Annotated in this window: 19 protein-coding genes and 1 pseudogene; 18 read left to right on the top strand and 2 right to left on the bottom strand. The window is 56.2% G+C overall.

Annotated features, from left to right (window positions below; genetic code table 11):
- The first annotated feature begins 19 nt into the window (after window positions 1-19).
- The 6 genes from WC600_08865 (at window position 20) to WC600_08840 (ending at window position 8,021) form a co-directional block, all read left to right on the top strand.
- On the top strand, window positions 20-2,053 hold the full coding sequence (locus WC600_08865) for a restriction endonuclease (GenBank protein MFA4902842.1): 2,034 nt from the start codon (window positions 20-22) through the stop codon (window positions 2,051-2,053).
- Window positions 2,054-2,170: 117 nt separating this feature from the next.
- Window positions 2,171-3,175 (top strand): asparaginase, encoded by a 1,005-nt coding sequence (locus WC600_08860; GenBank protein MFA4902841.1) that lies wholly within the window; start codon window positions 2,171-2,173, stop codon window positions 3,173-3,175.
- 177 nt (window positions 3,176-3,352) lie between these two features.
- Window positions 3,353-3,868 carry an HIT domain-containing protein gene (locus WC600_08855; protein ID MFA4902840.1) on the top strand — a complete coding sequence of 172 codons (516 nt, stop codon included), beginning with the start codon at window positions 3,353-3,355 and terminating at the stop codon, window positions 3,866-3,868.
- Window positions 3,850-4,200 (top strand): LapA family protein, encoded by a 351-nt coding sequence (locus WC600_08850; protein ID MFA4902839.1) that lies wholly within the window; start codon window positions 3,850-3,852, stop codon window positions 4,198-4,200. The genes WC600_08855 and WC600_08850 overlap by 19 nt, the downstream gene beginning before the upstream one ends.
- Window positions 4,201-4,281: 81 nt before the next feature.
- Entirely contained in the window at window positions 4,282-6,822 is a 2,541-nt protein-coding gene (gene mutS / locus WC600_08845) for a DNA mismatch repair protein MutS (protein MFA4902838.1), read from the top strand.
- Between the two features lie 491 nt (window positions 6,823-7,313).
- Complete coding sequence (locus WC600_08840) at window positions 7,314-8,021, top strand: hypothetical protein (GenBank protein ID MFA4902837.1); 708 nt, start codon at window positions 7,314-7,316, stop codon at window positions 8,019-8,021.
- Between the two features lie 119 nt (window positions 8,022-8,140).
- Here WC600_08840 and WC600_08835 read toward each other — a convergent pair whose 3' ends face one another.
- Entirely contained in the window at window positions 8,141-8,569 is a 429-nt protein-coding gene (locus WC600_08835) for a glycine zipper family protein (protein ID MFA4902836.1), read from the bottom strand.
- Window positions 8,570-8,689: 120 nt separating this feature from the next.
- Entirely contained in the window at window positions 8,690-9,031 is a 342-nt protein-coding gene (locus tag WC600_08830) for a hypothetical protein (GenBank protein ID MFA4902835.1), read from the bottom strand.
- Window positions 9,032-10,011: 980 nt separating this feature from the next.
- Between WC600_08830 and WC600_08825 the strand changes: the two genes are divergently transcribed.
- The 12 genes and pseudogenes from WC600_08825 to WC600_08770 all read left to right on the top strand — a co-directional run bounded on the left by WC600_08825 (window position 10,012) and on the right by WC600_08770 (window position 23,563).
- Window positions 10,012-10,458 carry a response regulator gene (locus WC600_08825; protein ID MFA4902834.1) on the top strand — a complete coding sequence of 149 codons (447 nt, stop codon included), beginning with the start codon at window positions 10,012-10,014 and terminating at the stop codon, window positions 10,456-10,458.
- An 18-nt stretch (window positions 10,459-10,476) separates the two neighbouring features.
- Window positions 10,477-11,349, top strand: coding sequence for a methylenetetrahydrofolate reductase (locus WC600_08820; protein MFA4902833.1), 873 nt, complete (start codon window positions 10,477-10,479; stop codon window positions 11,347-11,349).
- A 99-nt stretch (window positions 11,350-11,448) separates the two neighbouring features.
- Window positions 11,449-11,781, top strand: a pseudogene (locus WC600_08815) (FAD-dependent oxidoreductase).
- The gene (locus WC600_08810; protein ID MFA4902832.1) at window positions 11,761-12,330 is read left to right on the top strand and encodes an NAD(P)H-dependent oxidoreductase subunit E; all 570 of its coding nucleotides are present in this window, start codon (window positions 11,761-11,763) and stop codon (window positions 12,328-12,330) included. Before WC600_08815 ends, WC600_08810 begins: the two are co-directional and overlap by 21 nt.
- The gene (nuoF, locus tag WC600_08805; protein ID MFA4902831.1) at window positions 12,327-14,237 is read left to right on the top strand and encodes an NADH-quinone oxidoreductase subunit NuoF; all 1,911 of its coding nucleotides are present in this window, start codon (window positions 12,327-12,329) and stop codon (window positions 14,235-14,237) included. The genes WC600_08810 and nuoF overlap by 4 nt, the downstream gene beginning before the upstream one ends.
- Window positions 14,238-14,249: 12 nt before the next feature.
- Complete coding sequence (locus WC600_08800) at window positions 14,250-17,480, top strand: 2Fe-2S iron-sulfur cluster-binding protein (GenBank protein MFA4902830.1); 3,231 nt, start codon at window positions 14,250-14,252, stop codon at window positions 17,478-17,480.
- Between the two features lie 85 nt (window positions 17,481-17,565).
- Entirely contained in the window at window positions 17,566-18,018 is a 453-nt protein-coding gene (locus WC600_08795) for a hydrogenase iron-sulfur subunit (GenBank protein MFA4902829.1), read from the top strand.
- Window positions 18,015-18,683: a methylenetetrahydrofolate reductase C-terminal domain-containing protein gene (locus WC600_08790; protein MFA4902828.1), complete on the top strand. Its 669-nt coding sequence runs from the start codon at window positions 18,015-18,017 to the stop codon at window positions 18,681-18,683. Before WC600_08795 ends, WC600_08790 begins: the two co-directional genes overlap by 4 nt.
- Window positions 18,680-19,615 carry a methylenetetrahydrofolate reductase gene (locus WC600_08785; protein MFA4902827.1) on the top strand — a complete coding sequence of 312 codons (936 nt, stop codon included), beginning with the start codon at window positions 18,680-18,682 and terminating at the stop codon, window positions 19,613-19,615. The genes WC600_08790 and WC600_08785 overlap by 4 nt, the downstream gene beginning before the upstream one ends.
- Before the next feature lie 111 nt (window positions 19,616-19,726).
- Complete coding sequence (locus WC600_08780) at window positions 19,727-20,107, top strand: response regulator (protein MFA4902826.1); 381 nt, start codon at window positions 19,727-19,729, stop codon at window positions 20,105-20,107.
- A 117-nt stretch (window positions 20,108-20,224) separates the two neighbouring features.
- Window positions 20,225-21,187 (top strand): ACT domain-containing protein, encoded by a 963-nt coding sequence (locus WC600_08775; protein ID MFA4902825.1) that lies wholly within the window; start codon window positions 20,225-20,227, stop codon window positions 21,185-21,187.
- A gap of 60 nt (window positions 21,188-21,247) precedes the next feature.
- Window positions 21,248-23,563, top strand: coding sequence for a PAS domain S-box protein (locus WC600_08770; GenBank protein MFA4902824.1), 2,316 nt, complete (start codon window positions 21,248-21,250; stop codon window positions 23,561-23,563).
- Window positions 23,564-23,572: the final 9 nt, after the last annotated feature.

Raw genomic sequence — 23,572 nt, 5'->3', positions numbered from 1 at the left:
TTCATTTGCATTAAGCACTATGTTTAATCGTATCTTATGGACACTCGACAATGAGATGGATGGGAGTCGCTTTGAGCGATTATGCACGGATTTGCTTTCTCGCGAGGGTTACAAAGATATCGTACCAATTGGGGGCACACATGATCGGGGACGTGATGCTGAAATCCACTCACTAAAAGGAATTAAATACACCGGGGGAATAACATTCTTTCAGTATTCCCTTGAAGAACGATGGGAAGGCAAACTGAAGCGAGAGCTGGAAAAAGTATGCAAGCACGATCATAAGATCGATAGCTACGTTTTCGTAACAAGCAGAAAAGTAACAGGGCGGAAACGGGATCAACTTGCATCAATAGTTGCCAATAAGTACCAGTGGGGTCTCATCATTTATGACCGCGAATGGTTACGACATCGTCTTGAGGAAGTTCACCCAGATTTAGCCGCAAAGTATCTCGCCGTGCCAGAATCGATTTCAATTAGAAAACCTACGAGATCAGAACCAATACCACCAGCCCCGGATCAAGGTAACGAAAAGGCTTGGGTTCTCTTCCGGCAAGCCGAATATGAAGCTGCTTCTGTGGAATTCAAGACCTTACTCAAAATGAATGACAAAAATGTCCGACTATGGCAAGCCCTTGCTTGGTGCCAATACTCGCTATTTCACTATAATGAGGCTCTCTTAAGCATAAATCGTGCTATTTCTCTTTATGAGAATGATAACAATAATTGGTTATTAAAAGCATGTATTTTAACAGAAGCTGGAATTCAAACGGGACTTAAAGCCAACCTTCTATTAGCCAAAAATATCTTTGAAAGAATTGCAAAAAATAGTAAACGTTGGGTTGATCACTATAATTATGGCAATGTTCTTCATTCATTAGGTGAACATAAGGCAGCAAAAAAAGAATTTCTTTTAGCAATTGAGTATGATCCACGGCAAGCATCAGTTTGGAAAAACTTAGGAGCAGTATATTTCCATCTTCATAATTATAATGAGGAGATTAATTGTTACGACAAAGCTCTTGCTATTAATAGTGATCTCCCAGAGGCATTGGCAAGCAAGGGGGTTACCTTATTCAGAATCTTTGGAAAAGCACAAGAAGCCGCTGACCTAATTCTAAAAGCAATTGAAATCGATAGCTCAATTGCGATTCGCTGGCCTTTAGCTTGGTACTGGTTAAGTCAAGCATATTTTGAAATGGGTAATCTTTCAGAGGCGTTAAGTCAAGTTAACGCGGGATTAGAAATAGTTCCTCATCACACTGGCCTTCTCGATCTGAAAGCTATGATATTGTCAAAACTGTGGCCAGAAGATTCTAGTTATATTGAACAAGCGATTCTATTTTTTAAATTTCGAACCGAATTATCGAATGAAGACTATAATAGTCTCTTAGAACTTATAAAGATATATAATGCAAACGGCCAAACTAAAAAGTTTTTAGACTTGCTGAAACAATATTTCGATTTAGGTGACATTGATATTTTACCCCTTCTAGAAATGACGGGATATAATTTTAATGACTGCCTTATTGCTTTGAGATATCTTCCCGGTTATAGGGCTTTCAGAAACTTTAATCCGATATCAGACTACATAAGTTTGATAGATAATAAAGAATTAAATTCAGATTCAGATTTCAATAAGACATTATTTATTATATTTAGTATACCATTTGGTTGCGCTTGTCATCTTTTAGCTAAGACGCCGCATAAAGAGAGATCAAAAAGATTAGCGCAGGTTCGCTCTTTAATTCAGAACTCGCTCCAATTATCACTCCCTAAACAGAGCAGTAGATTAGCAAGAATTGTTAAGCTCGATACAAAAGAGGAAATTGCTGATGGACTTTCGCGAATTCTGGTATTCTGGCCTGACATTGCCCTTTTGGAATTGAGCAGACAATTCGGCTACGTTGGTGGTTTTTTTGGTGTACCAGCAAAAAAGATCGATAAATCAGTAGCAGGGATCGGCGAGACCCTGAGCCAATGGCAAGCCATAATCAGAAATGATACATTTTTTGGAATCAATAAGTGCCTAAGGATTTTTAAGGAAGGATGACCAATTTTAGGTGAAGACCTTATCGGTTTCTCTAATAGAATGCTCATGCCCAGTTGTGTTATCCTCTCGCATCTCTAAGCTGACCGCTGAAAGCCATCTCTAAATTAAGGGAAAAATATGCCAAGTAAAATAACCCCTCCTGTCTTAATCGAAGTAACCCGGGGCGCCCGGGTGGAAAGTTGTCACCGGGGCCACATCGTGGTGATAGACGCCCAGGGCAACCTGCGCCATAGCCTGGGCGACCCTGAGGTGCAGGTGTGCATGCGTTCCCTGGCCAAGCCTTTTCAGGCTTTGCCGGTTCTGACCACCGGGGCCGCGGACGCCTTTGGGTTCGGGCCGGAAGAGGTGGCCCTGTTTTCCGGGTCGTTGAGCGGCCAGGATTTTCAGGTGGACCTGGTCAAGCGGGTCCTGGAACGCTTGAAGCTCACCCCGGAGGTCCTGCAATGCGGCGCGCATCCGCCCCTGCATCGCCCCTCGGCCCAGGCGTTGGCGAAGGCCGGGGAAAAACCCGGCCCCCTGCATCATACCTGTGCCGGCAAGCACGCGGCCATGTTGACCCTCTGCGTCCATCACGGCTGGCCGGTCGATAACTACCTGGACCAGGAGCACCCGGTGCAAAAACTCATCCTGGGCGCGGTGGCCCGGATGGTGGGGGTGCCGCCGCCACAGATCACCGTGGCTATTGACGGCTGCGGCGCACCGGTTTTCTATATGCCTTTGAAAAACATCGCCTTGGGTTATGCCCGCCTGGCGGGGGCCAAACCGGATTCGCCCGGAGGGATACTCATGGCCGCGATCCTGGCCAATCCCAAGTTCATCGCCGGGGATGGCCGGCTGGAGACCACCGCCATGGAAGCCCTGCCGGGCAAGCTCTTTGCCAAGTCCGGGTCCGAAGGGGGCTATGGTTTAAGCCTGATGGAGGACGGCCTCGGGGTGGCCTTTAAGATCGAGGATGGCGCGGTGCGGGCCCTTAACCCCACCGTAGTGGCCATCCTGGAGCAAATGGGAGTGCTCACCCCCGCGGCAACGGCAGCCCTGGCCGCCTTCCGGCAGCCACCGATCCTCAACCACCGAAAAGAAGAGGTGGGCCGGGTCAGACCGGCTTTTAGCCTCCTTGCCTAAATATGTCCAAACGCCGCCGAGGGCGGCGGCGCCACTCTGGCTTGATCAACTTTAGAAGACCGGCTCGCTTTACCCGCGGCCCCGACCGGAAGAAAAGCCCTTGAATCTCTCCCCAATCGTGCTATATTTCAACGATATGAGAATCCGTGGATCATCGGTGAGCAGGGTGGGGCCAACATGAAAGTGTTGTGGGCCCCGTGGCGCATGGAGTACATCCTGGGGGAAGATAAAACCCCGGGCTGCATTTTCTGCCCCGAACCCGGAGAAGACCTGGCGGAACGGCTGGTGCTGTTCAGCGGCAGCCTCACCCGCATCATGATGAACAAGTATCCTTATATTAACGGCCATCTGTTGGTCTCCCCGATCCGCCACACTCCCGGCTTGGATGATCTGACCCCGGCTGAGATGCTGGATCTTATGACCAAAGTCCGGGAGTCGCTGACCCTCTTGAAGCGCCTCATGCGCCCCGATGGCTTCAATGTGGGCCTCAACCTGGGGATCGTCGCCGGGGCCGGGGTGGAAAGCCATCTCCATTTTCATATTGTGCCCCGCTGGAACGGCGACACCAATTTTATCCCGGTGTTTGCCGATGTCCGGGTGATTCCGGAGCACTTCCGTCAGACTTATGAACGCCTGGCGCCCCATTTCCAGGCCATGCCAGATGAGGATAAGACATGCGTTTCGTTAAAATAATCATCTCCACGGTTATCGTCCTCCTGGGTATCGTCTTTATCGTCGAAAACCTGGACATGCTCAAGCATGCCGTGCGCGTTAAGATGGACCTCTATTTCTTCACCCTCCAGAGTCCGGATATTCATCTTTGGGTCATTATTCTATTCTGTTTTTTCCTGGGGGTGTTCACCACCTCGCTTTACGGCATTTATGAGCTGGTGAAGGGCCGCCAGACCATCCGCCAGCTTCGGCATAACCTGGAAATCCTGGCCAGGGAACTGAAGCAGGCCAGCGCCACCGCAGAAAGTTCGGTGACGGCCCCCGAACCCCGGGTTGTCCCTCCATCCGAATAATGCGGGGACGCCCCGGTTCTTAAGAGGGCGGAAGAAGCCCGACGCCTCTTCGGCCCTCCACCCAGGTCGTCAGTTGTCGCCATGACCGCTCCACCCCCGGACAAAATCACCCCCATGTTGAAGCAGTACTTGTCCCTCAAGGACCGGTACGCCGATGCTTTGGTGCTCTTTCAGATAGGTGATTTTTACGAGACCTTTTTCAATGACGCTGAGGTCGCGGCCCGGGCTCTCAACATTACCCTCACCTCCCGTTCGCGCCAGGGAGACGACCGTGTTCCTCTGGCCGGCTTCCCCATCCATGCGGCCGCGAGCTACATCCCGCGCCTTTTAGAGCAGGGCTTCAAGGTGGTGGTGTGCGACCAAACGGAAGACCCAGGCCAAGCTAAGGGCCTGGTGCGCCGGGAAGTCACCCGCATCCTTACCCGGGGCACGGTGGTTGACCTCGCCGCCCTGGATGCCCGGGCCGACAATTACCTGGCCGCGGTGACTTTTAAGGGCGCCCGTTGGGGCCTGGCTTTCCTGGAGCTGTCCACCGGGGAATTCCGCCTCACCGAGGGCGTGGGCGCCGATGCCTTGGGTGATGAGTTATGGCGGCTGAAACCCGCGGAATTGGTGGTCCCGGATAATCTGGACCCGGCCCTCCTGGCTCCCGCCCTGGTCCCCTTCGACACTCCTCCGACGCAGCGGGTGGTATCTGCCTATGGGTTTGATCCGGAAGCGGCCCGCCGGGAAGTGGGACAGGCTTTGGGAACCCTCTTCCTGGACGGCTTCGGACTTGAGGCCTACCAGTTGGGGGTGGCCGCGGCCGGAGCCATCCTCCGGTATCTCAAAGATTCTTATACTCCTAACCTCCCCCACCTGGACCGCCTGCTGGCTTACCGCCGAGACGACTTTCTGGGGCTGGATGAGGCTACGCTGCGCCACCTGGAAATTTTCGAAACCTGGCGCAGCCGGTCCCGGCAGGGGTCGCTGCTGGAAACCCTGGACGACACCATCACCCCTATGGGGGCCCGGCGCCTGAGCCAGTGGCTGCGTTATCCTTTGCAAGACCAGACCGAGATCAACGCCCGCCTGGACGCTGTTGCGTTTTTCAAAGATAGCGGCCTGTTGCGTCAGCGCTGGCGTCAGACCTTGAAAGGGTTGGGGGATTTGGAACGCCTCACCGCCCGGGTGGCCCTGGAACAGGCCACGCCCCGGGAAGTCGGGGCCGTTAAAGAGGCCCTGGCTCGAGTCCCGCTTTTGCAGGCCTTGTTGCCCGATGAGCTTCCCTCATTGGTGGCTCAGGTGGCGGCTGACCTGGACGGCCTGCCCGAACTCCAGAACCTGATAGGCCGGGCCCTGGTGGATGACCCTCCGGCCAATCTCCAGGCCGGCGGCATCATCCGGGAGGGGTTCGACCCCGGGTTGGACGAACTCATCGTGCTGTCCCGGGAAGGCAAAGACTGGATCGCCCGCCTGGTGGCCACGGAGCGGGCCAGGACCGGCATCAACTCCCTGAAGGTGCACTATAACAAGGTTTTCGGCTACTACCTGGAGGTATCTAAGGCCAACCTGCATCTGGTGCCGCCGGATTACATCCGCAAACAGACCCTGGTGAATGCCGAACGCTACATCACCGAGGGCTTGAAGGAGTATGAGTCCCGGGTCCTGGGCGCGGAAGAAGCGCGCCTCAAAAAGGAAACGGAGCTGTTTCAGGAGTTACGCCGGCAGTTGGGGGAGGAGGCTCTTCGCCTCAAGCAAGTGGCCCGGGCGCTGGGTATTCTGGACGTGTGCGCCGCCTTAGCGGAACTGGCCGCCCTGCATCAATACAGCCGTCCTCAGATTGTGGCCGAGCCAGTGCTCAAGATCATACAAGGTCGCCATCCGGTGATCGAACGGCTCCTGCCGGCCGGCAGCTTCGTGCCTAACGACGTTGTTCTGGCCGGGGACTCCCAGGTGCTCATCGTGACCGGTCCCAATATGAGCGGCAAATCCACCATTTTGCGCCAGGTGGCCCTGACTGTGCTTCTGGCCCACATGGGCAGCTTTGTCCCGGCCGCGGCGGCGGTGATCGGGCTCACTGACCGCATCTTTACCCGGGTGGGGGCAGTGGATGACATCGGCCGGGGCCAGAGCACCTTCCTGGTGGAGATGCACGAAACCGCGCGCATTCTGCACCAGGCTACCCCCCGGAGCCTGGTAATTTTGGATGAGATCGGCCGGGGAACCTCGACCTTTGACGGCCTGTCCCTGGCCTGGGCCGTGGCGGAACATCTCCACGACCTTAAAGGCGTGGGCGTCAAAACCCTGTTTGCCACCCACTATCAGGAACTTACGGAACTGAGCCGTCTCAAGCCCCGGGTGGAAAACTTCCAGGTACTGGTGACGGAATCCGCAGGGGACATCGTCTTCCTCCACAGGCTGGCTCCCGGCGCGGCTCCCCAGAGCTACGGCATCCAAGTGGCAAAGCTGGCCGGCGTGCCCCCGGAAGTCATCGCCCGGGCCCAAGAGGTCCTGGAGAATCTTGAGGCCGGCAGCCTGGACCCCATGGGTCTGCCGCGCCTAGCCCGCTCCCGGCGGCGCCAACTCCGGGGCGTACCACAACCCACGCTGTTCGACCCGCCTGCAGACGAGCCCCATTAAGCCATCACGGACAAGCGCTGGTGCAATGCCGTCGTCTCTGTTTAGCCAAACGACCTGGAAAGAGCTCATCGCCCTCATAATAAAATCAGTCCCCCGGCCATTGCAAAATGCTTGGCGGCGCCCCGGGATCCCATATGAATACAAATATAAATTGATATCTTCATTATTTAAAAAAAGGTTCAGTCCAAGGAAGACTTGTGCTATTTTGCGTTCAAGAAGATGATCGGGCCATAAAAGAGGAAAACTTTAGATATAGCGTTTGCCATAAATTTATGCCGCTGGCTGATTCTTAAATCCCCCTAAATCCCCCTTTTTCAAAGGGTGACTTTATGAGTAATTCCTTATAGTTCCCCCCTTTACCAAAGGGGGGTTAGGGGGGATTTAGGGTGTTAAAGTATCTCCTATTACGGAAAAAACTCTTGGCAAACGCTATAAGTTTTAATGCATGACCGAAACCAAAAATATTCGAGAGATTAAGTGGCGATAATTCAATGAAAATTAAAGCTTATCGGCTTATAGGGTTGGTTTTCTTGGCGCTGACCTTAGTGTCCATGCCCAACGTGGCCAATACCGCCATGTGGGCGGGGGTTGAGCTGGGGGGAAATTTTGCGGCGAACACCGACCTTAAAGCTAATAACGGATTTGATACGGTTAAGCAAGCACGGGTCAATCCCGCGGTAATTGGCGGCGTCACTATTGGCTATGACTTCATCAATACAGGTTTCGGGGGTTATAATTGGCCGGACTGGATGAAATATTTCAGTTTGGCCACTGACTTCACCTACAACCGTTTCGACTTGCCTTCACAAACTCTTACTTTCACTCCAAGTAACGTGCGGGAAACTCTCCCCCGGCAAGAAGGTTTCATGGCCGCCTGGACTTTTTTGGTTATGACCCATTACGGCTTCCTGCCGGACGCTGAGGTGCCTGCGGGGAGGTTGCATCCCTACCTGGGTGTGGGTCCTGCTGTCCTCTTCAGCGGTATGGATTCTGGCGACTTTGGCTTGGGGAACCGTAGTTCGACGACTATCGCCTTGGTCACCGAAACGGGGCTTCGCTTCTTTGCCTTGAAAAACATCTCTCTGGACGCGGGTTTCCGGTTCCGTTATGCTTCACCCACTTATAGCTTTAGCAGTGTGGATATTAATTTGGAAGCCTATCAATTCAGTTTCCTGTTCCGGACCAGCTATCACTTCTGATCCCTATATTGATACAGACAAAAGCTGGCGGATTACTTGCCTTTATCAATAAGTCACAAGAATGCCAGATAGTTATCAATTTGATTGGCATATATGAGTGAGTTATTAGGGGACCGTCTCTATTTCCACCCGCTGACCTCATAGCCCTTGTCGCGGAGGCATTGTTCCACCAGCTGCCGCTGCTCCGGATTAAGGCCCCGGTCCCCGGCATGAAAGAGTCCCCGGATAAGGCCGCCGGTACCGCCCCCGGCTGCTCCTGCGGCCGCGCCTCGGCCAGCAGCTCCGACCACCGCCCCAGCCACCGCACCCACCGCGGCCCCGGTCGCGGCTCCAATGGCAGTGGAGCTGGCAACCTTGCCGGCTTGCCCGGATTCCAGCCCCCCTTCGTTTACCCGCCGCAGACAATCATCGATATCCTGCTGGGCTGCGTCCATCCCCACCGCGTCGAGTTGCGCATTGGGGCTAAGGACAGGACGTTTGGCTGCGCAGGCCAGGCTTGAGGCTACGATGGTGATCACCAATAAGACTTGCAAAATTGTTTTGGTCATGTCAGACCCTTTGGGGTCAGTCTCCGGGTAAGGCAATGACGGAAAGACCGATTGGATTATGACAACACCGTGGTGCTATCCGGGGGGCGAGTTACCGCCCCCGGCGTCTGTCCTCTTGGATTAATGCCAGCCCGGTCTCCAGTTGTTGTGATTGTACTGATAAATGTTGCGGCTGGCGTGGTTTTCCATCCGGTTTAGCCGGGCCCGCTCATGGCGATCCAGGCGGCCGTCGGCCCGCATCCGGGCCTCAGCCATGCGGATGCGCCCTTGCTGGTGTTCGAGACGGCGGTATTCTCCGGGGGTCAGCCGCCCTGCCCGGAGCCCCTGGTGGATGCGATGTTGCTGGTTCATTTCCCGTCTGTCGATGCAAGGCCCGCGGGGGTTAGCCAAAGCAGGAAGACTTCCCAGGATAACCACGCCCATCAGCAGGCCGGTTACGATGCTTTTGGTCCAGGTTTTCATTGCTTCATCCTCCGGGTACGTCAGGAAATCCAGCGCTGAATGTCCTTAAGATGTTCCCACCCCAGGGGTGGTTTGGCTTTCACTGGATTGGACCAACGGCCGGAGCAAACGTTAAGTTAAGAGCTCTCAACCTCAAATGACCACAGTTAACTAATTGAAAAAATACGATAATTATTTCTATCTACGGCTTGCCATCTGGAAGCCGCAGCGGCTCAGACTATGCGGGTAAATTTATCACAGGACGATGAGGAAGCAAATGGGGCCAGCGAGTCCTCGCGGCAGGTTCAATGCTTCATGCTATAACCACAGTCTTTTCATAACGTGAACATTATTGATAGATTGAAACATGAAGCTTTATAATTTTTTTAAATTTATTAATTGTTATCAATAGGTTATTTAATTTGGCATTTAATTTGCATAACTTTCAATAACATCTTTCCGATCCCGATCCCGAACCCGATGTATAGAAAACCTGTCGACATTCTGCATGCAGCCATGACGAATCACTTCGTTATTGTGGCCGTGGCCATTCTGCTGTTCCTCCTGGTCATCATCCTGGTGGACCCGATCTCAGACGGTAGTAGCGAGATGTGGGTTTAGGTTCAATGCTGTTCACTTAAGCATTTGCGATATCTATTCGGATGTTGGGGCGGGGTTTCCCCGCCCAGCCCGTGTCAATTTTGAACCAGGGCGGGGAGACCCCGCCCCTACAAGTGCTTAAGTGAACAGCATTGGGTTTAGGTTTCCCGTTAAAACCCTCCGCCGCCATCTTCCCTGTAAAACTTTCTAGCAAAATGGTAACAAATGTGACATTTTTACCCATACTTACTGTTTTCCTGTAATTTCAATATATTACCTTGTTCGGCCGATTTTTTTGTCCCAAAATGACCTCTTTCCCCAAGCTTCGCGCCAAAACGTTCCTGCCCTGAAAGTCGCATGGTGTGCGAGTTTTCACAATCTTTGCTTTGAGGGCATAGCCTTTGCATAACAAAATGCAGATTGGCTTAACGCGGCAGGAATTCTGGTGGATTCAGCCGGGGTCTTACATGAAGGAAAAATGCAACACGCTGCTGGTGGCCGAACGTGGGTGCGAATTGGCCCAGAGCCTGAATTTTTGGGTCACCGAACAGGGGCACCGGCTCAAGGCGGTGGACAATATTAAAGATCTGCTCATGACCCTGCAGAATGAAAAGATTCAAGTGCTGGTCATGGATGTGCGTCTCCCGGAAGAAATGGGCTACGAGGCCATCTCCATTATTAAAGGCCTGGATCGCAAACTGCCCATCATCATTACTGCCGACGAGAATAATGCCGAACAGGAAAGCCGCATCCGCCAGCAAGGAATATTTTATTATCATGTCAATTCCTTTGGCGAGGATGATCTCATATTAGCCATCTCCAACGCCATGGTGCGATCATCCCAATAATCTCTGAGAGGGACCGCGATGCCATTACAAGAGAAATTGATTTCCGGTGAATTCGTCATTCTGGCGGAAATGGAGCCGCCCAAAGGTACGGATATTTCCGACATGGTGGCCAACGCCAACAGTGTCAAACGCATGGTGGACGCCTTTGTGGTTCCGGAGATGAACAACGCGGTCATGCGGTTGAGCTCTCTGGGCGGCGCGCTCCTCTTACAGACCAAGGGAGTGGAAACGGTGTTGCAGGTTTGCTGCCGGGACCGCAATCGCCTGGCGCTGCAAGGCGACCTGCTGGCGGCCCAGGCTCTGGGAATCCCCAATGTTATGGCGGTGGCCGGAGAGGAGATCACCCACGGCGACCATCATGAGGCCAAGGCCGTTTATGACATCAATCTCCTGGAGTTGATCTCCGCCATCGGCACCTTGCGGGGCGGCCGGGATATGGCCGGGGTGGACCTTAAAGGGGCGCCCCAATTCCTGGTGGGGTCTACGGTCAAGGTGCCGGCCGGGTCCGAAGGCCTGAAGACGGAGTTGGCGGACCTGGATAAAAAAATTGCTGCGGGGGCCCGATTTTTTACTACTCAGCCAGTTTTCGACGTAGCGGTCTTGGAGAATTTCAAAAAGCAGGCGGGAAGCCGCCCGGCGGCCATCATCCCCACAGTGCTGCTCCTCAAGAGTGTGGGCATGGCACGCTATATCAACCGCCATCTGGAGATGAAAATCCCGGAAGAGTACATCACGCGGATTCACAAAGCCGCCGACCGGGTGCGGGAGTGTGTGCAGATCGCGGCGGAATTTGCAGCGGCCATTAAACAGAAGGGATTCCCGGGAGTGCTCATCGCCACCATTGGGTGGGAAGATAAATTGCCGTCGATCCTGGGCGCCGCCGGTTTGTAGGCGTCTTAAGAGAATCTTACAAGGGATAAACCTATGCCCCAAGAGAATGTTACCACGGCTCAAGAATCGTCCCGGAGTACCGACAATGTGGGCTCCGTGATGGTGGTAGGCGGAGGCGTAGCCGGGATTCAGGCGGCCCTGGACCTGGCCAACTCCGGCTTCTATGTTCACCTGGTTGAAAACAAGCCGGCCATCGGCGGGGTTATGGCTCAATTGGACAAGACCTTCCCCACCAATGACTGCGCCATGTGCATTATTTCTCCGAAACTGGTGGAATGCGGCCGCCACCTGAACATCGAGATTCATACCCTCGCCGACGTGACGGGCATTACTGGCGAGCCAGGCCGCTTTCAGGTGGAGGTGCTCAAAAAGGCCCGCACCGTGGATTTGAGCAAATGTACCGGCTGCGGCGTGTGCCTGGAAGCCTGCCCCATCCGCTACCAGGTGCAGTTACCGGAAGATGAGCGGGCGGCCCGCACCGCGTACGCCCAGGCCACCGACGAAGACTTAGTGGCCGCCATCATTGACCGGTACCGGGAAACCCCGGGTAATCTCCTGCCCATCTTGCTCGGCGTCAATAAGAAATTTAACTGGCTCCCCCGCTGCGCCATAGAGCATGTATCCGATGAGCTCAGGATACCCGTCTCCGAAATTCTACGGGTGGCCACTTTCTACAACGCCTTCAGCCTGGTTCCCCGGGGCAAGCATATCATCAGCGTCTGCCTGGGCACGGGCTGTTTTGTCAAGGGTTCTCCCAGGCTTCTGGACCGGCTGGAACGGGAGCTGGGCATCAAGCATGGCCAGACTACCGAGGACTTCATGTTCTCCCTGGAGGTGGTGCGCTGCATCGGCTGTTGCGCCCTGGCCCCGGCCATGCGGGTAGGCGATGACACCTTCGGCCGCTTGAGCCCCTCTGCTGTGCCCAAGATCCTGAAATCATACGCCGAATCCTATGGGCGGGAGGAGGAACAGCTCACATGAAAATCACCAGTCTGGAGCAACTCGAGCAAATCAAACAGCAGGGCTTGGCCCTGACCTATCCTAAAAAGATCAAGATCATGGTGGGCATGGCCACCTGCGGTATTTCCTCCGGCGCCGACAAGGTCTATGCGGCCCTGGAGAAGAAAATCGGCGAACTTGGGCTGGATGTGGCTCTGGAGAAGACCGGCTGCATCGGTTTTTGTCAGCGGGAACCCCTGGTGGACGTGGTTTATCCCAAACAGGTACGCCTCACTTACGATGACATGACCCCGGAAAAGGCGGAAAAGCTGGTGGAAGCGGTGCAGGCAGGGGAAGTTTATCTTGAAAATCTGCTCTGCCGCATCGACCAGGAAGAGTTTCTTATCGATGCAACCAAATGGTCTTATGCCAATCCCCATCCCCCGTCGCTGGGTGTTGAGGTCGCCAGATACGAGGAAGTACCCTTCTTTAAAAATCAGGTGAAGATTGCCCTCAGGAATTGCGGCTTCATCAATCCGGAGCACCTTGAGGAGTACATCGCCCGGGGGGGTTACAAAGCCCTGCACCGAGTGCTGACGGAGATGACCCCGGAGCAGGTCATTGATGAGATCAAGGCCTCGGGCCTGCGGGGGCGGGGCGGCGCTGGCTTCCCCACCGGTCTCAAATGGGAGTTCTGCCGGAAAGCCCCGGGGGACGTCAAGTACGTTATCTGCAATGCCGATGAAGGGGACCCGGGAGCCTTTATGGACCGCGGGATCCTGGAAGGCGACCCCCACGCAGTATTGGAAGGCATGGCCATCGGCGCCTACGCCATGGGTGTCAACTACGGCTATATCTACTGCCGGGCCGAATATCCCCTGGCCATCCAGCGTCTGGAGATCGCCATTTCCCAGGCCCAAGAGCGGGGTCTCTTGGGAGATAATATCTTTGGCAAGGACTTCTCCTTTAAGCTGGAGATCCGGGAAGGCGCCGGCGCCTTTGTCTGCGGGGAAGAAACGGCCCTCATCGCCTCCATTGAAGGCAAGGTCGGTGAGCCCCGGCCCAAGCCCCCGTTCCCGGCCCAGAGCGGCCTGTGGGGCAAGCCCACCACCATCAACAATGTCAAGACCTGGTCCCACATCGCACCTATTATTATGCGGGGGGCCCAGTGGTATGCTTCCTACGGGACCAAGGAAGCCAAAGGCACCACCGTTTTCTCTCTGGTGGGCAAAGTCAAGAATACCGGCTTGGTGGAGATTCCCTTGGGCACCACCTTGCGAGAGATGATTTTCGACATCGGCGGCGGCATCGCCAATGACCAACGCTTCAAGGCGGTTCAGACCGGTGGCCCCTCGGGGGGCTGCATCCCCGAGCAACACCTGGACACCCCGGTAGATTACCAGTCACTGGCGGCCTTGGGTTCCATCATGGGCTCCGGCGGCATGATCGTCATGGACGAACGGGACTGCATGGTTAATGTGGCCAAATACTTCATTGATTTCACCAAGGACGAGTCTTGTGGCAAGTGCACCCCTTGCCGGGAAGGCACCCTGAGACTGATGGAGATGCTTGAGGCCATCACCGACGGAAAAGGTCAGGAAGGGGACATCGAGAGATTGCAAGAGCTTTCCGAGATGATCATCGATTCCTCCCTCTGTGGCCTGGGCAGCACCGCTCCTAACCCGGTGCTGACCACCATCAAATACTTCCGGGAAGAATATGAGGCCCACATCTGGGCCAAACGTTGCCCGGCCAAGGTCTGCAAGGCCCTGATAACCTATAGCGTGACCGAAGACGTGTGCAACGGCTGCGGGCTCTGCCGGATCAAGTGTCCGGCCGAGGCCGTCGAAGGGGTAAAGAAAGAGGCCCATCGCATTCTCCAGGAAAAGTGCATCAAATGCGGCGTTTGCTTTGATTCGTGTAAGTTCGATGCCATCACCGTGGAGTAAAAGAGGTACATTATGGTCAGGTTAACCATTAACGATCGTCCAGTAGAAGTTCCCGAAGGAACCACCGTCCTGGAAGCGGCTCGCAAGGTGGGGGTGAGCATTCCCACCCTGTGCTACTATGAGGCCATCAAACCTTACGGTGGTTGCCGCCTGTGCCTGGTGGAGGTGACCGCCGGCAACCGCACCATCCGCACCGCGTCCTGCACCTATCCGGTGGCCGAGGGCATCACGGTGGTCACCGATTCGGAACTGGTGCAGAAAAGGCGGCGGATGGTCATCGATCTGCTGTGGTCGCGCTGCCCAGACGTGCCCGTCCTGGCGGAAATTGCCAAGCAACTGGGGGTCAACGAGCCCAGCTTCGCGAAGGGCAAAGATGATTGTGTGCTTTGCGGCCTGTGCACCCGGGTTTGTTCGGAATTGCAGGGCGTGGGGGGCATCGGCATTGTCGGCCGGGGCGCCCGCCGCATGGTGACCACCCCCTTCGGGGAATTTTCCCAGGTCTGCCGAACCTGCGGCGCCTGCGCGTTCGTGTGCCCTACCGGCCACATCAAGGACATCGCCAAGATTAGCGGCAAGGTCCCGATTCCTAAGCTCGACGAATTTAACGCCGGTCTGGCCCGCCGGGGGAACATCTACCGCCTCTATCCCCAGGCGGTCCCGGCCGCCCCGGTCATTGAACGAGACAGTTGCGTCCACTTCCTCACCGGGGATTGCGGGGCCTGTGAGAAGGCCTGCCCGGCCGATGCCATAGACTATAAGATGCAGGATGAGCGAGTCACCCTGGAAGTCGGGGCCGTGATCCTGTCACCGGGATTTCAAACCTTCAACCCCAACAAGTGCGGCTCCTACCAATACGACAAACTTCCTAATGTGGTGACCTCCCTGGAGTTCGAGCGGATTCTCTCGGCCTCCGGGCCCTTCGGCGGGCACCTGGTCCGGCCCTCAGACCACGCCGAACCGAAGAAGATCGCCTGGCTGCAATGCGTGGGTTCCCGGGACGTGAAGTACCATACCTACTGCTCCTCGGTCTGCTGCATGTATGCCATCAAGGAAGCGGTGATCTCCAAGGAGCATGCGCCCTATCCGCTGGATACCGCGATCTTTTTCATGGATATGCGGACCTTCGGCAAGGATTTCGAACTCTACTACAACCGTGCCAAAGACGAACACGGGGTGCGGTTTATCCGCTCCCGCATTCACAGCATCGATGCGCTGGAGGGTGACAACTTAGCCATCCGGTATGCCGACGAAAGCGGGGAAGAGAAGACCGAAGCCTTCGATATGGTCGTGCTGTCGGTGGGCATGGAAGTGAATCCTCTGGCCAAAAAGTTGGCCCAAACCCTGGGGGTTGATACCAATTCCCATGATTTTATGGCCACCTCCCCTATCGCTCCCGTGTCCGCCTCTAAGGAGGGCATCTATGTCTGCGGGGCCATGCAGGGACCCAAGGACATCCCCGAATCGGTCATGCAGGCATCCGCGGCAGCCGGCGCAGTGAGCGCCACCCTGGGGAACGTGCGCTGGACCCAGACCAAGACCCGGCAAATCCCTACGCCCAAAGACATTAAACCGGAAGACGAACCCCGCATCGGGGTGTTCGTTTGCAACTGTGGCATCAACATCGGCGGCATCGTCAACGTCCCAGAGCTCTCAGCCTACGCCAAGAGGCTGCCCCATGTGGCCTACGTGGAAGACAACCTGTTCACCTGTTCCCAGGATACTCAGGTCCAGATGACCAAGGTCATCGAGGAACAAAACCTCAACCGAGTGGTGGTAGCGGCCTGCACACCCATCACCCATGAGGCTCTGTTCCGGGAAACCTTGATTGACGCTGGCCTGAACAAGTATCTTTTCGAAATGGCCAATATCCGCAACCAGGATTCCTGGGTGCATATGAAGGAGCACGACAAGGCCACGGAGAAGGCCAAGGACCTGGTGCGCATGGCGGTGGCCCGGGCCTCCCTGCTCAAGCCGTTGGCCGAGAAGCCCCTGACCATCAACCAGCGGGCTCTGGTCATCGGCGGCGGGGTCGCGGGTCTCAATGCCGCCCTCAACCTGGGGGACCAGGGTTTTGAGACCATTCTCCTGGAGAAAGAGCCTGAGTTGGGCGGCATCGCCCGACGGATTCACAAAACCATCGAGGGCCTGGACGTCCAGACCTACCTGGATGGGCTCGTGGAGCGGGTGAAGGCCCACGACAAGATCCAGGTGCTCACCGGGGCTCTGGTGGTGGGGTTCAGCGGCTATAAAGGGAACTTCACTACGGAAGTGTTGGTGGGGCCTGGCATGTACGAACGGAAAATCGATCACGGGATTACCGTGGTGGCCACCGGCGCCCATGAATACCAGCCCAAGGAGTTTCTCTACGGCGAACATGACCGGGTGATGACCCAGTTGGAACTGGGCGATTTTCTCCACCGAGCGCCGACGGAGGCCGCCGATTGGAACCGGGTGGTCATGGTGCAGTGCGTGGGCTCACGGAACGAAGAGAATCCCAACTGCAGCCGCATCTGCTGCCAGGGCGCGGTCAAGTATGCCTTGCAGTTGAAGGGTCTCAATCCCGACATGGACGTGGTAATCCTCTACCGGGATATGCGCACCTACGGCTTCCTGGAGGACTACTACCGGGAGGCGCGGGACAAAGGGGTGCTGTTTGCCCGGTTCGAGCCGGACCATGGGCCCCAGGTCACCAATGACAACGGCCAGTTGAGCGTCACCTTTGTGGACCATGTGCTGGGCCGCCCCATCAGCATGGCCGTGGATGCGGTGATCTTGAGCGCCGGGGCCCGGGCCGCTGATACTGAGGAACTGGCGTCGCTCTTGAAACTCCCCCGGAACGCCGGCGGGTTTTTTATCGAGGCCCACGCCAAGCTGCGGCCGGTGGACTTTGCCTCGGAGGGCATCTTCCTCTGCGGCCTGGCCCATTCTCCCAAGCTCATCAGCGAGAGCATCGCCCAGGCCATGGCTGCGTCTTCCCGGGCCGGGGCGTTTTTGGCAGACGTCAACCAGACTATCAGCGGCGTCACCGCGCATGTGGAACCGGACCGCTGCGCCGCCTGCCTGGTGTGCGTCCGGACCTGTCCTTACGGGGTGCCGCAGATCAACCGGGATAATGTTTCGGAGATCAACGAGGCCCTGTGCCAAGGCTGCGGCACCTGTGCGTCGGAGTGCCCGGCCAACGTCATCCAGGTGGCCCATTTTGAAGACGACCAGATCAGCGCCAAGATTAAGACTTTGTACTGAGGAGTCCAAGCGCAGCTTGGACGACATATAAGCGTTCCCAAGTGCAACTTGGGAACGAGAGAACTCTATATTGAGGAGTCCGCCGATGGAACCGTTTGAGCCGAAAATCGTCGGGTTTTGCTGCCACTACTGAGCGTATTCCGCTGCGGACCTGGCAGGTTCGATGCGATTGCAGTACCCGCCCAATGTGCGGATTATCGAGGTCCCGTGCACCGGTAAGGTGGACGTCATGCACCTGCTCAAGGCCTTTGAATACGGGGCCGACGGGGTCATGGTGGTGGGTTGCATGGAGGGGGATTGTCATTACAGCGTCGGCAACCTTTACGCCAAAAAGCGGGTCAACCGGGTGAAAGATATCCTCGATAAAGTCGGTATTGGCGGTGAGCGGTTGGCGATGTACAACCTGTCTTCCGGCATGGGCGGTCGGTTCGCCGAAATCGTCCGGGAGATTACCGAAAAAGTGTTGGAACTGGGTCCGAGTCCCATTCGAGTTGCGACAGGCAAGGCCCCCAGGCCCATTGCGGAGGTAACCACATGATCAAAGCAGTGCCCAAACCCCTGGAAGAAGTCCTCGACCTGGTCAAAGACTTCAACAAAGTGCTCATTGCCGGTTGCGACGGCTGCGTCACCGTATGCGAGGCCGGCGGTCTGAAGGAAGTCAAGGTGCTGGCCTCGGCCTTAAGGCTCTATTACACCCAGGCAGGCCGGCAGGCCCAGGTTGATGAAACCAGTGTGACCCGCCAGTGCGAAAAGGAGTACCTGGCGCAACTTTCCGACAAGATGGATACCTATGACGGGGTGGTCTCCCTGGCCTGCGGGGTCGGCGTCCAGTACCTGGCCGAGATGTACAACAACAAGATCGTTTATCCCGGCGTGGATACCTGTTTCATGGGGGTCAACGAGGAGCGGGGGGTCTACTCCGAACGCTGCCAGGCCTGCGGCCGCTGCATCCTGGCGGAAACCGGCGGCGTCTGCCCCATCGCCCGGTGCTCCAAGCGCATGCTCAACGGCCCTTGTGGCGGCTCCGATAAGGGTAAGTGCGAAATCAGCAAGGATGTCCCTTGCGGTTGGGAGCTCATCTACGAGCGCTTGAAAACCCTGGGCCAGTTGGACCGCTTTGAAAAACCTGTGGATCCCAAAGACTGGACGACCTCCCGGGATGGCGGACCGCGCAAGATCGTCAGAGAGGATTTACGGATATGAGCGTGACTACTCCCAGTAAACTGCAAAAGATGATTGCGTCGGGCAATTTTGCCATCACCTCCGAAGTCGGTCCTCCCCGGAGCGCCGATGGCGCCGTGATTGAGCATAAGGGCAACCTCATCAAAGATTACGTGGACGCCATCAACGTCACGGACAACCAGACCTCGGTCTGCCGGGTTTGCAGCCTGGCCGCCTGCATCCGCCTCAAGCTCATGGGGTTGGAGCCGGTGCTGCAGATGGTGACCCGGGACCGGAACCGCATTGCCCTCCAGAGTGATATCCTGGGGGCCGCGTCTTTCGGCATCAACAATATGCTTTGCCTCACCGGCGACCACCAGCACTTTGGCGACCATGCCAATTGCGCCAACGTCTTTGATCTGGATTCCATCCAGCTCATCCAGACGGTAAAGATGATGCGGGATGAGGGGAGGCTGTTAGGGGGCTTCGAATTCCAGGTGCGCCCCCAGATGTTCATCGGGGCCGCGGCCAACCCCTTCGCGGGGCCTAACGTTCCCATGCGAGTGGCCCGGCTGGCCAAAAAGGTGGCAGCCGGGGTGCAGTTCGTCCAGACCCAGTGCATTTATAATATGAGCACATTCAAAGAGTTCATGAAACTGGTGGTGGACCGGGGCTTGCACGAGAAAGTCGCCGTCCTGGCGGGCATTACTCCTATGAAGAACGTGGGCATGGCCAAATACATGCAGAAACGGGTGCCCGGCATCGATGTTCCCGATGAGATAGTGCGGCGCATCGGCGGGGTGCCCAAGGAAAAGCAGGCCGAAGAAGGCCTCAACCTAGCAGTGGAACAGATCGAGGAACTGAAAGGAGTGGAAGGCGTCAAGGGTTTCCACATCATGGCCATCGAGTGGGAGGAAAAAGTCCCGGGAATCGTGGAGCGGGTCGGCCTCTTTCCCAGGCCACAAGTGGCTTGAACCAGTGGGTGCATTTGAATATTTTTTCAAACGTCCAAGGGGCCTCATGCTTGTAATTTACTAATTTTGAGTTCATAATGGCACTACGTTCATCTTGAAAGGGGAGGTCTCATGTCTGCAAAGTACATACTGATCGTTGACGACGATCCGGATCTGGTGGAAACCGTAGCTATGATGTTGGAGTCCAAGGGCTTCGAAGTGGGGAAGGCTTACGACGGAATTGAAGGGGAAGAAGCCATAAAAAAGCGCCGTCCGGATGTGTTAATCTTGGACGTCATGATGCCCCGTAAAAATGGCTACGAGCTCTGTAAGGAGTTGAAATCCAATAAGTGGACCCAGGAAATTCCCATTATCCTGCTTACTGCAGTGGGCGAGGCCGTGCCTACCACCAGCTACAGCCATGCGGAGGGGATGGCCGTGGAAGCCGAGGACTTTATTCCCAAACCCGTGGATGCTGCCACCCTGGTGGAAGCAGTGCAAAGATTACTCTAACTAAGAGCATGTATCCGACGAACTTTGGAAAAATTTCACCGTCTCAGGATAGGTGGCCTTAAAGTCCTGGAGGGGGGCGCCTGTGTTACGTCCTCCTCCCCGATGGAAGACAATCGCTTGGGTCCGACGGTGTGCGCCCCTCTGGCCCAGCACCGCATCAACCTCACCTTTTTGACCCATGTGGCCGGCGACCGCGCCGTAGTGTGCACCGCCGGCAACGTCGGGGAAGCCGCCTTAACCCTGCTTCAGGCCCAAGCCGACCCCCAGGCGCGGCTTGCCTTGCAGCCGGGGACTGCCATTCTGGCTATTTATCCCCACGACAAGCGCCCGGAAGTCATCGGCACCTTCATCAAGAGCCTCGCGAGAGCCCGGGTGGTGATCCACGGCCTGGCCAGCTCTCCCTCCGCCATCTCAGCGGTGCTGTCGTCCAAAAGAATCAAGCCCGCGGTGGAACAATTATTCGAGCACTTTCGTTTTCCGGGCTTTGCCTCTACCCAGGAATTTTTTTCGGCCCAGCCCCCTCCCAGGGAATATCTGGAAAAGGTGGTGGCCACTTACCAGGAGAAGATTAATAAGGTGTATTGGATCATTCCCCAGCCGGACCTGGACCTCTGGGGCATGAGCATCGCCACCGCGGACATCCTGGCGGGCTTTGCCGCGGCGCTCATGGAGATGGGAGACCTGGGTCTGGCCGTGCCGTTTCTGGTGGCCTTGCCGGGGCTCGGGGGCCGGGAATTCATCCTGTCGTTCAGCACGGCCCGGCGTCAGCCCGGTGGGGTCGACCACGGCAGCGATGTCCGGCGTATTTTGAAAAATCACCTGCCGGATCTCAGGCCCATGCGTCTCACGCCGGTAGCAGGCATTTATCTCCATGGCCCTCATTTCGGCGACCGCTACGGTATTGCCCATACCCTGGTTTCGGCCCTGGAGCAGGCCCATATTTCCCTTTTGGCTTTGAGTTGCACGATCTCGTCCATCTCGTTGATCATTCGACAGCACCAACTGGCCGCAGCCCAGGTGATTCTCGGGAAAACCTTTGCGGCTCCGGTGGAAAACGCTCCCGCCGCGTCCGGGCATTGAGATGAGAAAAACAAGGCGGGAAGACCCCGCCCCTGCGTCCGAAGAAATAAGGAACGGGATATGAAACCGGAAGACCAGGCCCGTCGCGGCAAACCCAATCCATTGGCGTCGATGGGGACAGCACCCGTGCCGCTGGAATTCCTGGGCCCGCTCCTGACTGATTTTTCTGACCCCGTGGTAATCACCAACCAGCAGCGGGAAGTGGCCTTTCTCAACTGCGCCGCCCAGAAACTCTTTGGCGGCAGCCTGCGTCCGGGGGACCCCTGCCCTCTTTGTTCAGAGACTCACCTCATTACCGAAATCGGAGAAAATGCGTCCCGGTTGAAGCGGTGTCCCCAGAGGGGGGAAAACCCTAAGCAGGTTCCTGTGTTGCTGAAGGCGCGCTGGCCCCTCGGCTCCCCTCTCTCCCTCAGTGCAACGCCCATCCGAGGCGCCGATAACGAGAAAACCGGCTGCTTTATCCTCATCCGGGAACATACGGACTTGCTGGTCCACCCGGTGATGGAACAGCAAATGGCCACCTTGTCCAGCATCCTGGAAAATTTCCCCATGCCTTTTTTCCTGGTGGACCCCTTTTTGATGGTCACCCATATTAATGACCACATGGAAAGACTCACCGGCTACTCCCGCGGCGAGGTGGTGGGCCGGATGACTTGCGGGGAACTGCTCAACACCGCTGAGTGTACTACCTGCGATTGCATCCTCAAGCAGGTCATGGAGCAGAAAAAACCCGTCTCCGGGGTTCGCCGGGTGGTCCGGCCGCGCGATGGCCGGGAGGTCCAGGTGACGGTCTCCGCTTCGGTCATAACTGATTCCGAGGGCCGGGTTATTGGGGGGTTCGAGGCCATACGCGATATTAGCCGGGTGGTGGAAGCGGAACAGAAGCTGGACCTCCTCACCCAATTGACCCAGGAAGGGCTTTTGATGGCGGATGAGAACTATCGCATCATCTTTGCCAACACCCGGATGTTAGAAATTTTGAACGTCCCCAGGAGCCGGATCATCGGCATGCACCTGGGGGAAGTACTGACCCCTCAGCATCTCCATATGGCCCAGGAACTGGCTAGTCTGGTTGACCGGAATCTGCAACAGGAGACCCGCTTCTGCAGTATCCTGGACCGGCCCCAGGATGAGGACCACATCCCCCGGGTCTTCGAAACCTGCATGGCTGTCTCGCACCTGGGTAAGAAAGTCCTGACCTGTTTGTATCTGCGGGACCTCACCAGCCGCGTTCTTATGGAACGTGAACTGCAAAAGACCAATGCCTTTCTTGCCAACATCATCCAGAATTCCGTGGATGGCATCGTGGTGGTGGACGGCAAGGGAGTGCCTTTGATTTTCAATGAAGGGGCGGAGCGCATCTTGGGATACACGGCCGAAGAGATGATCGGCAACCCTGAGAATTTCCGCCGTTTCTATCCCGTGGAGTCGGCCTCCGAGATGATGCGGCGGATGCGTAGCGCTGAGTACGGTCCGCCGGATAAATTGAATACCACCCGGATGACCTTTATCAATAAAAATGGTGAGGCAGTGCCGGTCAACTTTTCCGCCGCCATTATTCGGGAACGGGGCCAGGTAGCCGGCAGCGTGGGAATTTTTTCCGATCTGCGGGAAATCCTCATGGTGCATCAGGAATTGGAAGCTGCCCAATCGCAGCTGGTGCACACGGAAAAAATCGCCTCCTTGGGCAGAATGTCCGCAGGGGTGGCCCATGAAATCAATAATCCCCTGGCCGGCATCCTGATTTACGCCGAACTGCTGCAACGGGACCTGGCCGCGGATGACGTCCACCGGGAAAATATCGAGATCATTATTAACCAGACTATGCGGTGCCAGCAAATCGTGCACCGGCTGCTGGACTTTAGCCGCCAATCCCTGGGGGACCAGAAGCTCTTTGACGTCAATGACATCCTTCACCGCTGTGTGGAACTTCTCAGCCACCAGGCTTTCTTCCATAATATCAAGGTGATCCAACACCTGGATCCATTTTTGCCCCAGATTGTGGGCGACCCGGGCCAGTTGCAGCAGGTCTTCACCAACCTGCTCCTCAACGCCGCGGACGCCATGAACGGCCAGGGGCAGATCACCATCGCCAGTCGGCCCTCACCCTCCGGAGACGGGATCGTCCTGACGTTTACCGATACCGGCTGCGGTATTCCCATGGCGATCCGGGATAAGATCTTTGAACCCTTTTTTACCACCAAACCCCCGGGCAAGGGTACGGGTTTGGGATTGTCCATCGTATACGGGGTGATACAGCGGCATGGGGGAACGATCAGCGCCGACAGCCCTCCGGAAGGGGGAACGACCTTCACCGTCAGGCTGCCCCTGGAGTCTCAGGAGCAGGTGCCAGCCATGAAGATCGGGGAGCAGTGAGCAGTAATC

The organism is Desulfobaccales bacterium (genome assembly GCA_041648175.1).
In the GTDB taxonomy this organism is placed as follows: domain Bacteria; phylum Desulfobacterota; class Desulfobaccia; order Desulfobaccales; family 0-14-0-80-60-11; genus 0-14-0-80-60-11.
Note: the sequence above shows the minus strand (reverse complement) of the source record. Positions and strands in the feature narration are given on the sequence as shown.

Excerpts from the sequence above, each read along its gene's own strand:
- WC600_08865 (MFA4902842.1), top strand. The coding sequence starts at position 20 with ATGTTTAATCGTATCTTATGGACACTCGACAATGAGATGGATGGGAGT.
- WC600_08860 (MFA4902841.1), top strand. The coding sequence starts at position 2,171 with ATGCCAAGTAAAATAACCCCTCCTGTCTTAATCGAAGTAACCCGGGGC.
- WC600_08855 (MFA4902840.1), top strand. The coding sequence starts at position 3,353 with ATGAAAGTGTTGTGGGCCCCGTGGCGCATGGAGTACATCCTGGGGGAA.
- WC600_08850 (MFA4902839.1), top strand. The coding sequence starts at position 3,850 with ATGCGTTTCGTTAAAATAATCATCTCCACGGTTATCGTCCTCCTGGGT.
- mutS (MFA4902838.1), top strand. The coding sequence starts at position 4,282 with ATGACCGCTCCACCCCCGGACAAAATCACCCCCATGTTGAAGCAGTAC.
- WC600_08840 (MFA4902837.1), top strand. The coding sequence starts at position 7,314 with ATGAAAATTAAAGCTTATCGGCTTATAGGGTTGGTTTTCTTGGCGCTG.
- WC600_08835 (MFA4902836.1), bottom strand. The coding sequence starts at position 8,569 with ATGACCAAAACAATTTTGCAAGTCTTATTGGTGATCACCATCGTAGCC.
- WC600_08830 (MFA4902835.1), bottom strand. The coding sequence starts at position 9,031 with ATGAAAACCTGGACCAAAAGCATCGTAACCGGCCTGCTGATGGGCGTG.
- WC600_08820 (MFA4902833.1), top strand. The coding sequence starts at position 10,477 with ATGCCATTACAAGAGAAATTGATTTCCGGTGAATTCGTCATTCTGGCG.
- nuoF (MFA4902831.1), top strand. The coding sequence starts at position 12,327 with ATGAAAATCACCAGTCTGGAGCAACTCGAGCAAATCAAACAGCAGGGC.
- WC600_08800 (MFA4902830.1), top strand. The coding sequence starts at position 14,250 with ATGGTCAGGTTAACCATTAACGATCGTCCAGTAGAAGTTCCCGAAGGA.
- WC600_08790 (MFA4902828.1), top strand. The coding sequence starts at position 18,015 with ATGATCAAAGCAGTGCCCAAACCCCTGGAAGAAGTCCTCGACCTGGTC.
- WC600_08785 (MFA4902827.1), top strand. The coding sequence starts at position 18,680 with ATGAGCGTGACTACTCCCAGTAAACTGCAAAAGATGATTGCGTCGGGC.
- WC600_08780 (MFA4902826.1), top strand. The coding sequence starts at position 19,727 with ATGTCTGCAAAGTACATACTGATCGTTGACGACGATCCGGATCTGGTG.
- WC600_08770 (MFA4902824.1), top strand. The coding sequence starts at position 21,248 with ATGAAACCGGAAGACCAGGCCCGTCGCGGCAAACCCAATCCATTGGCG.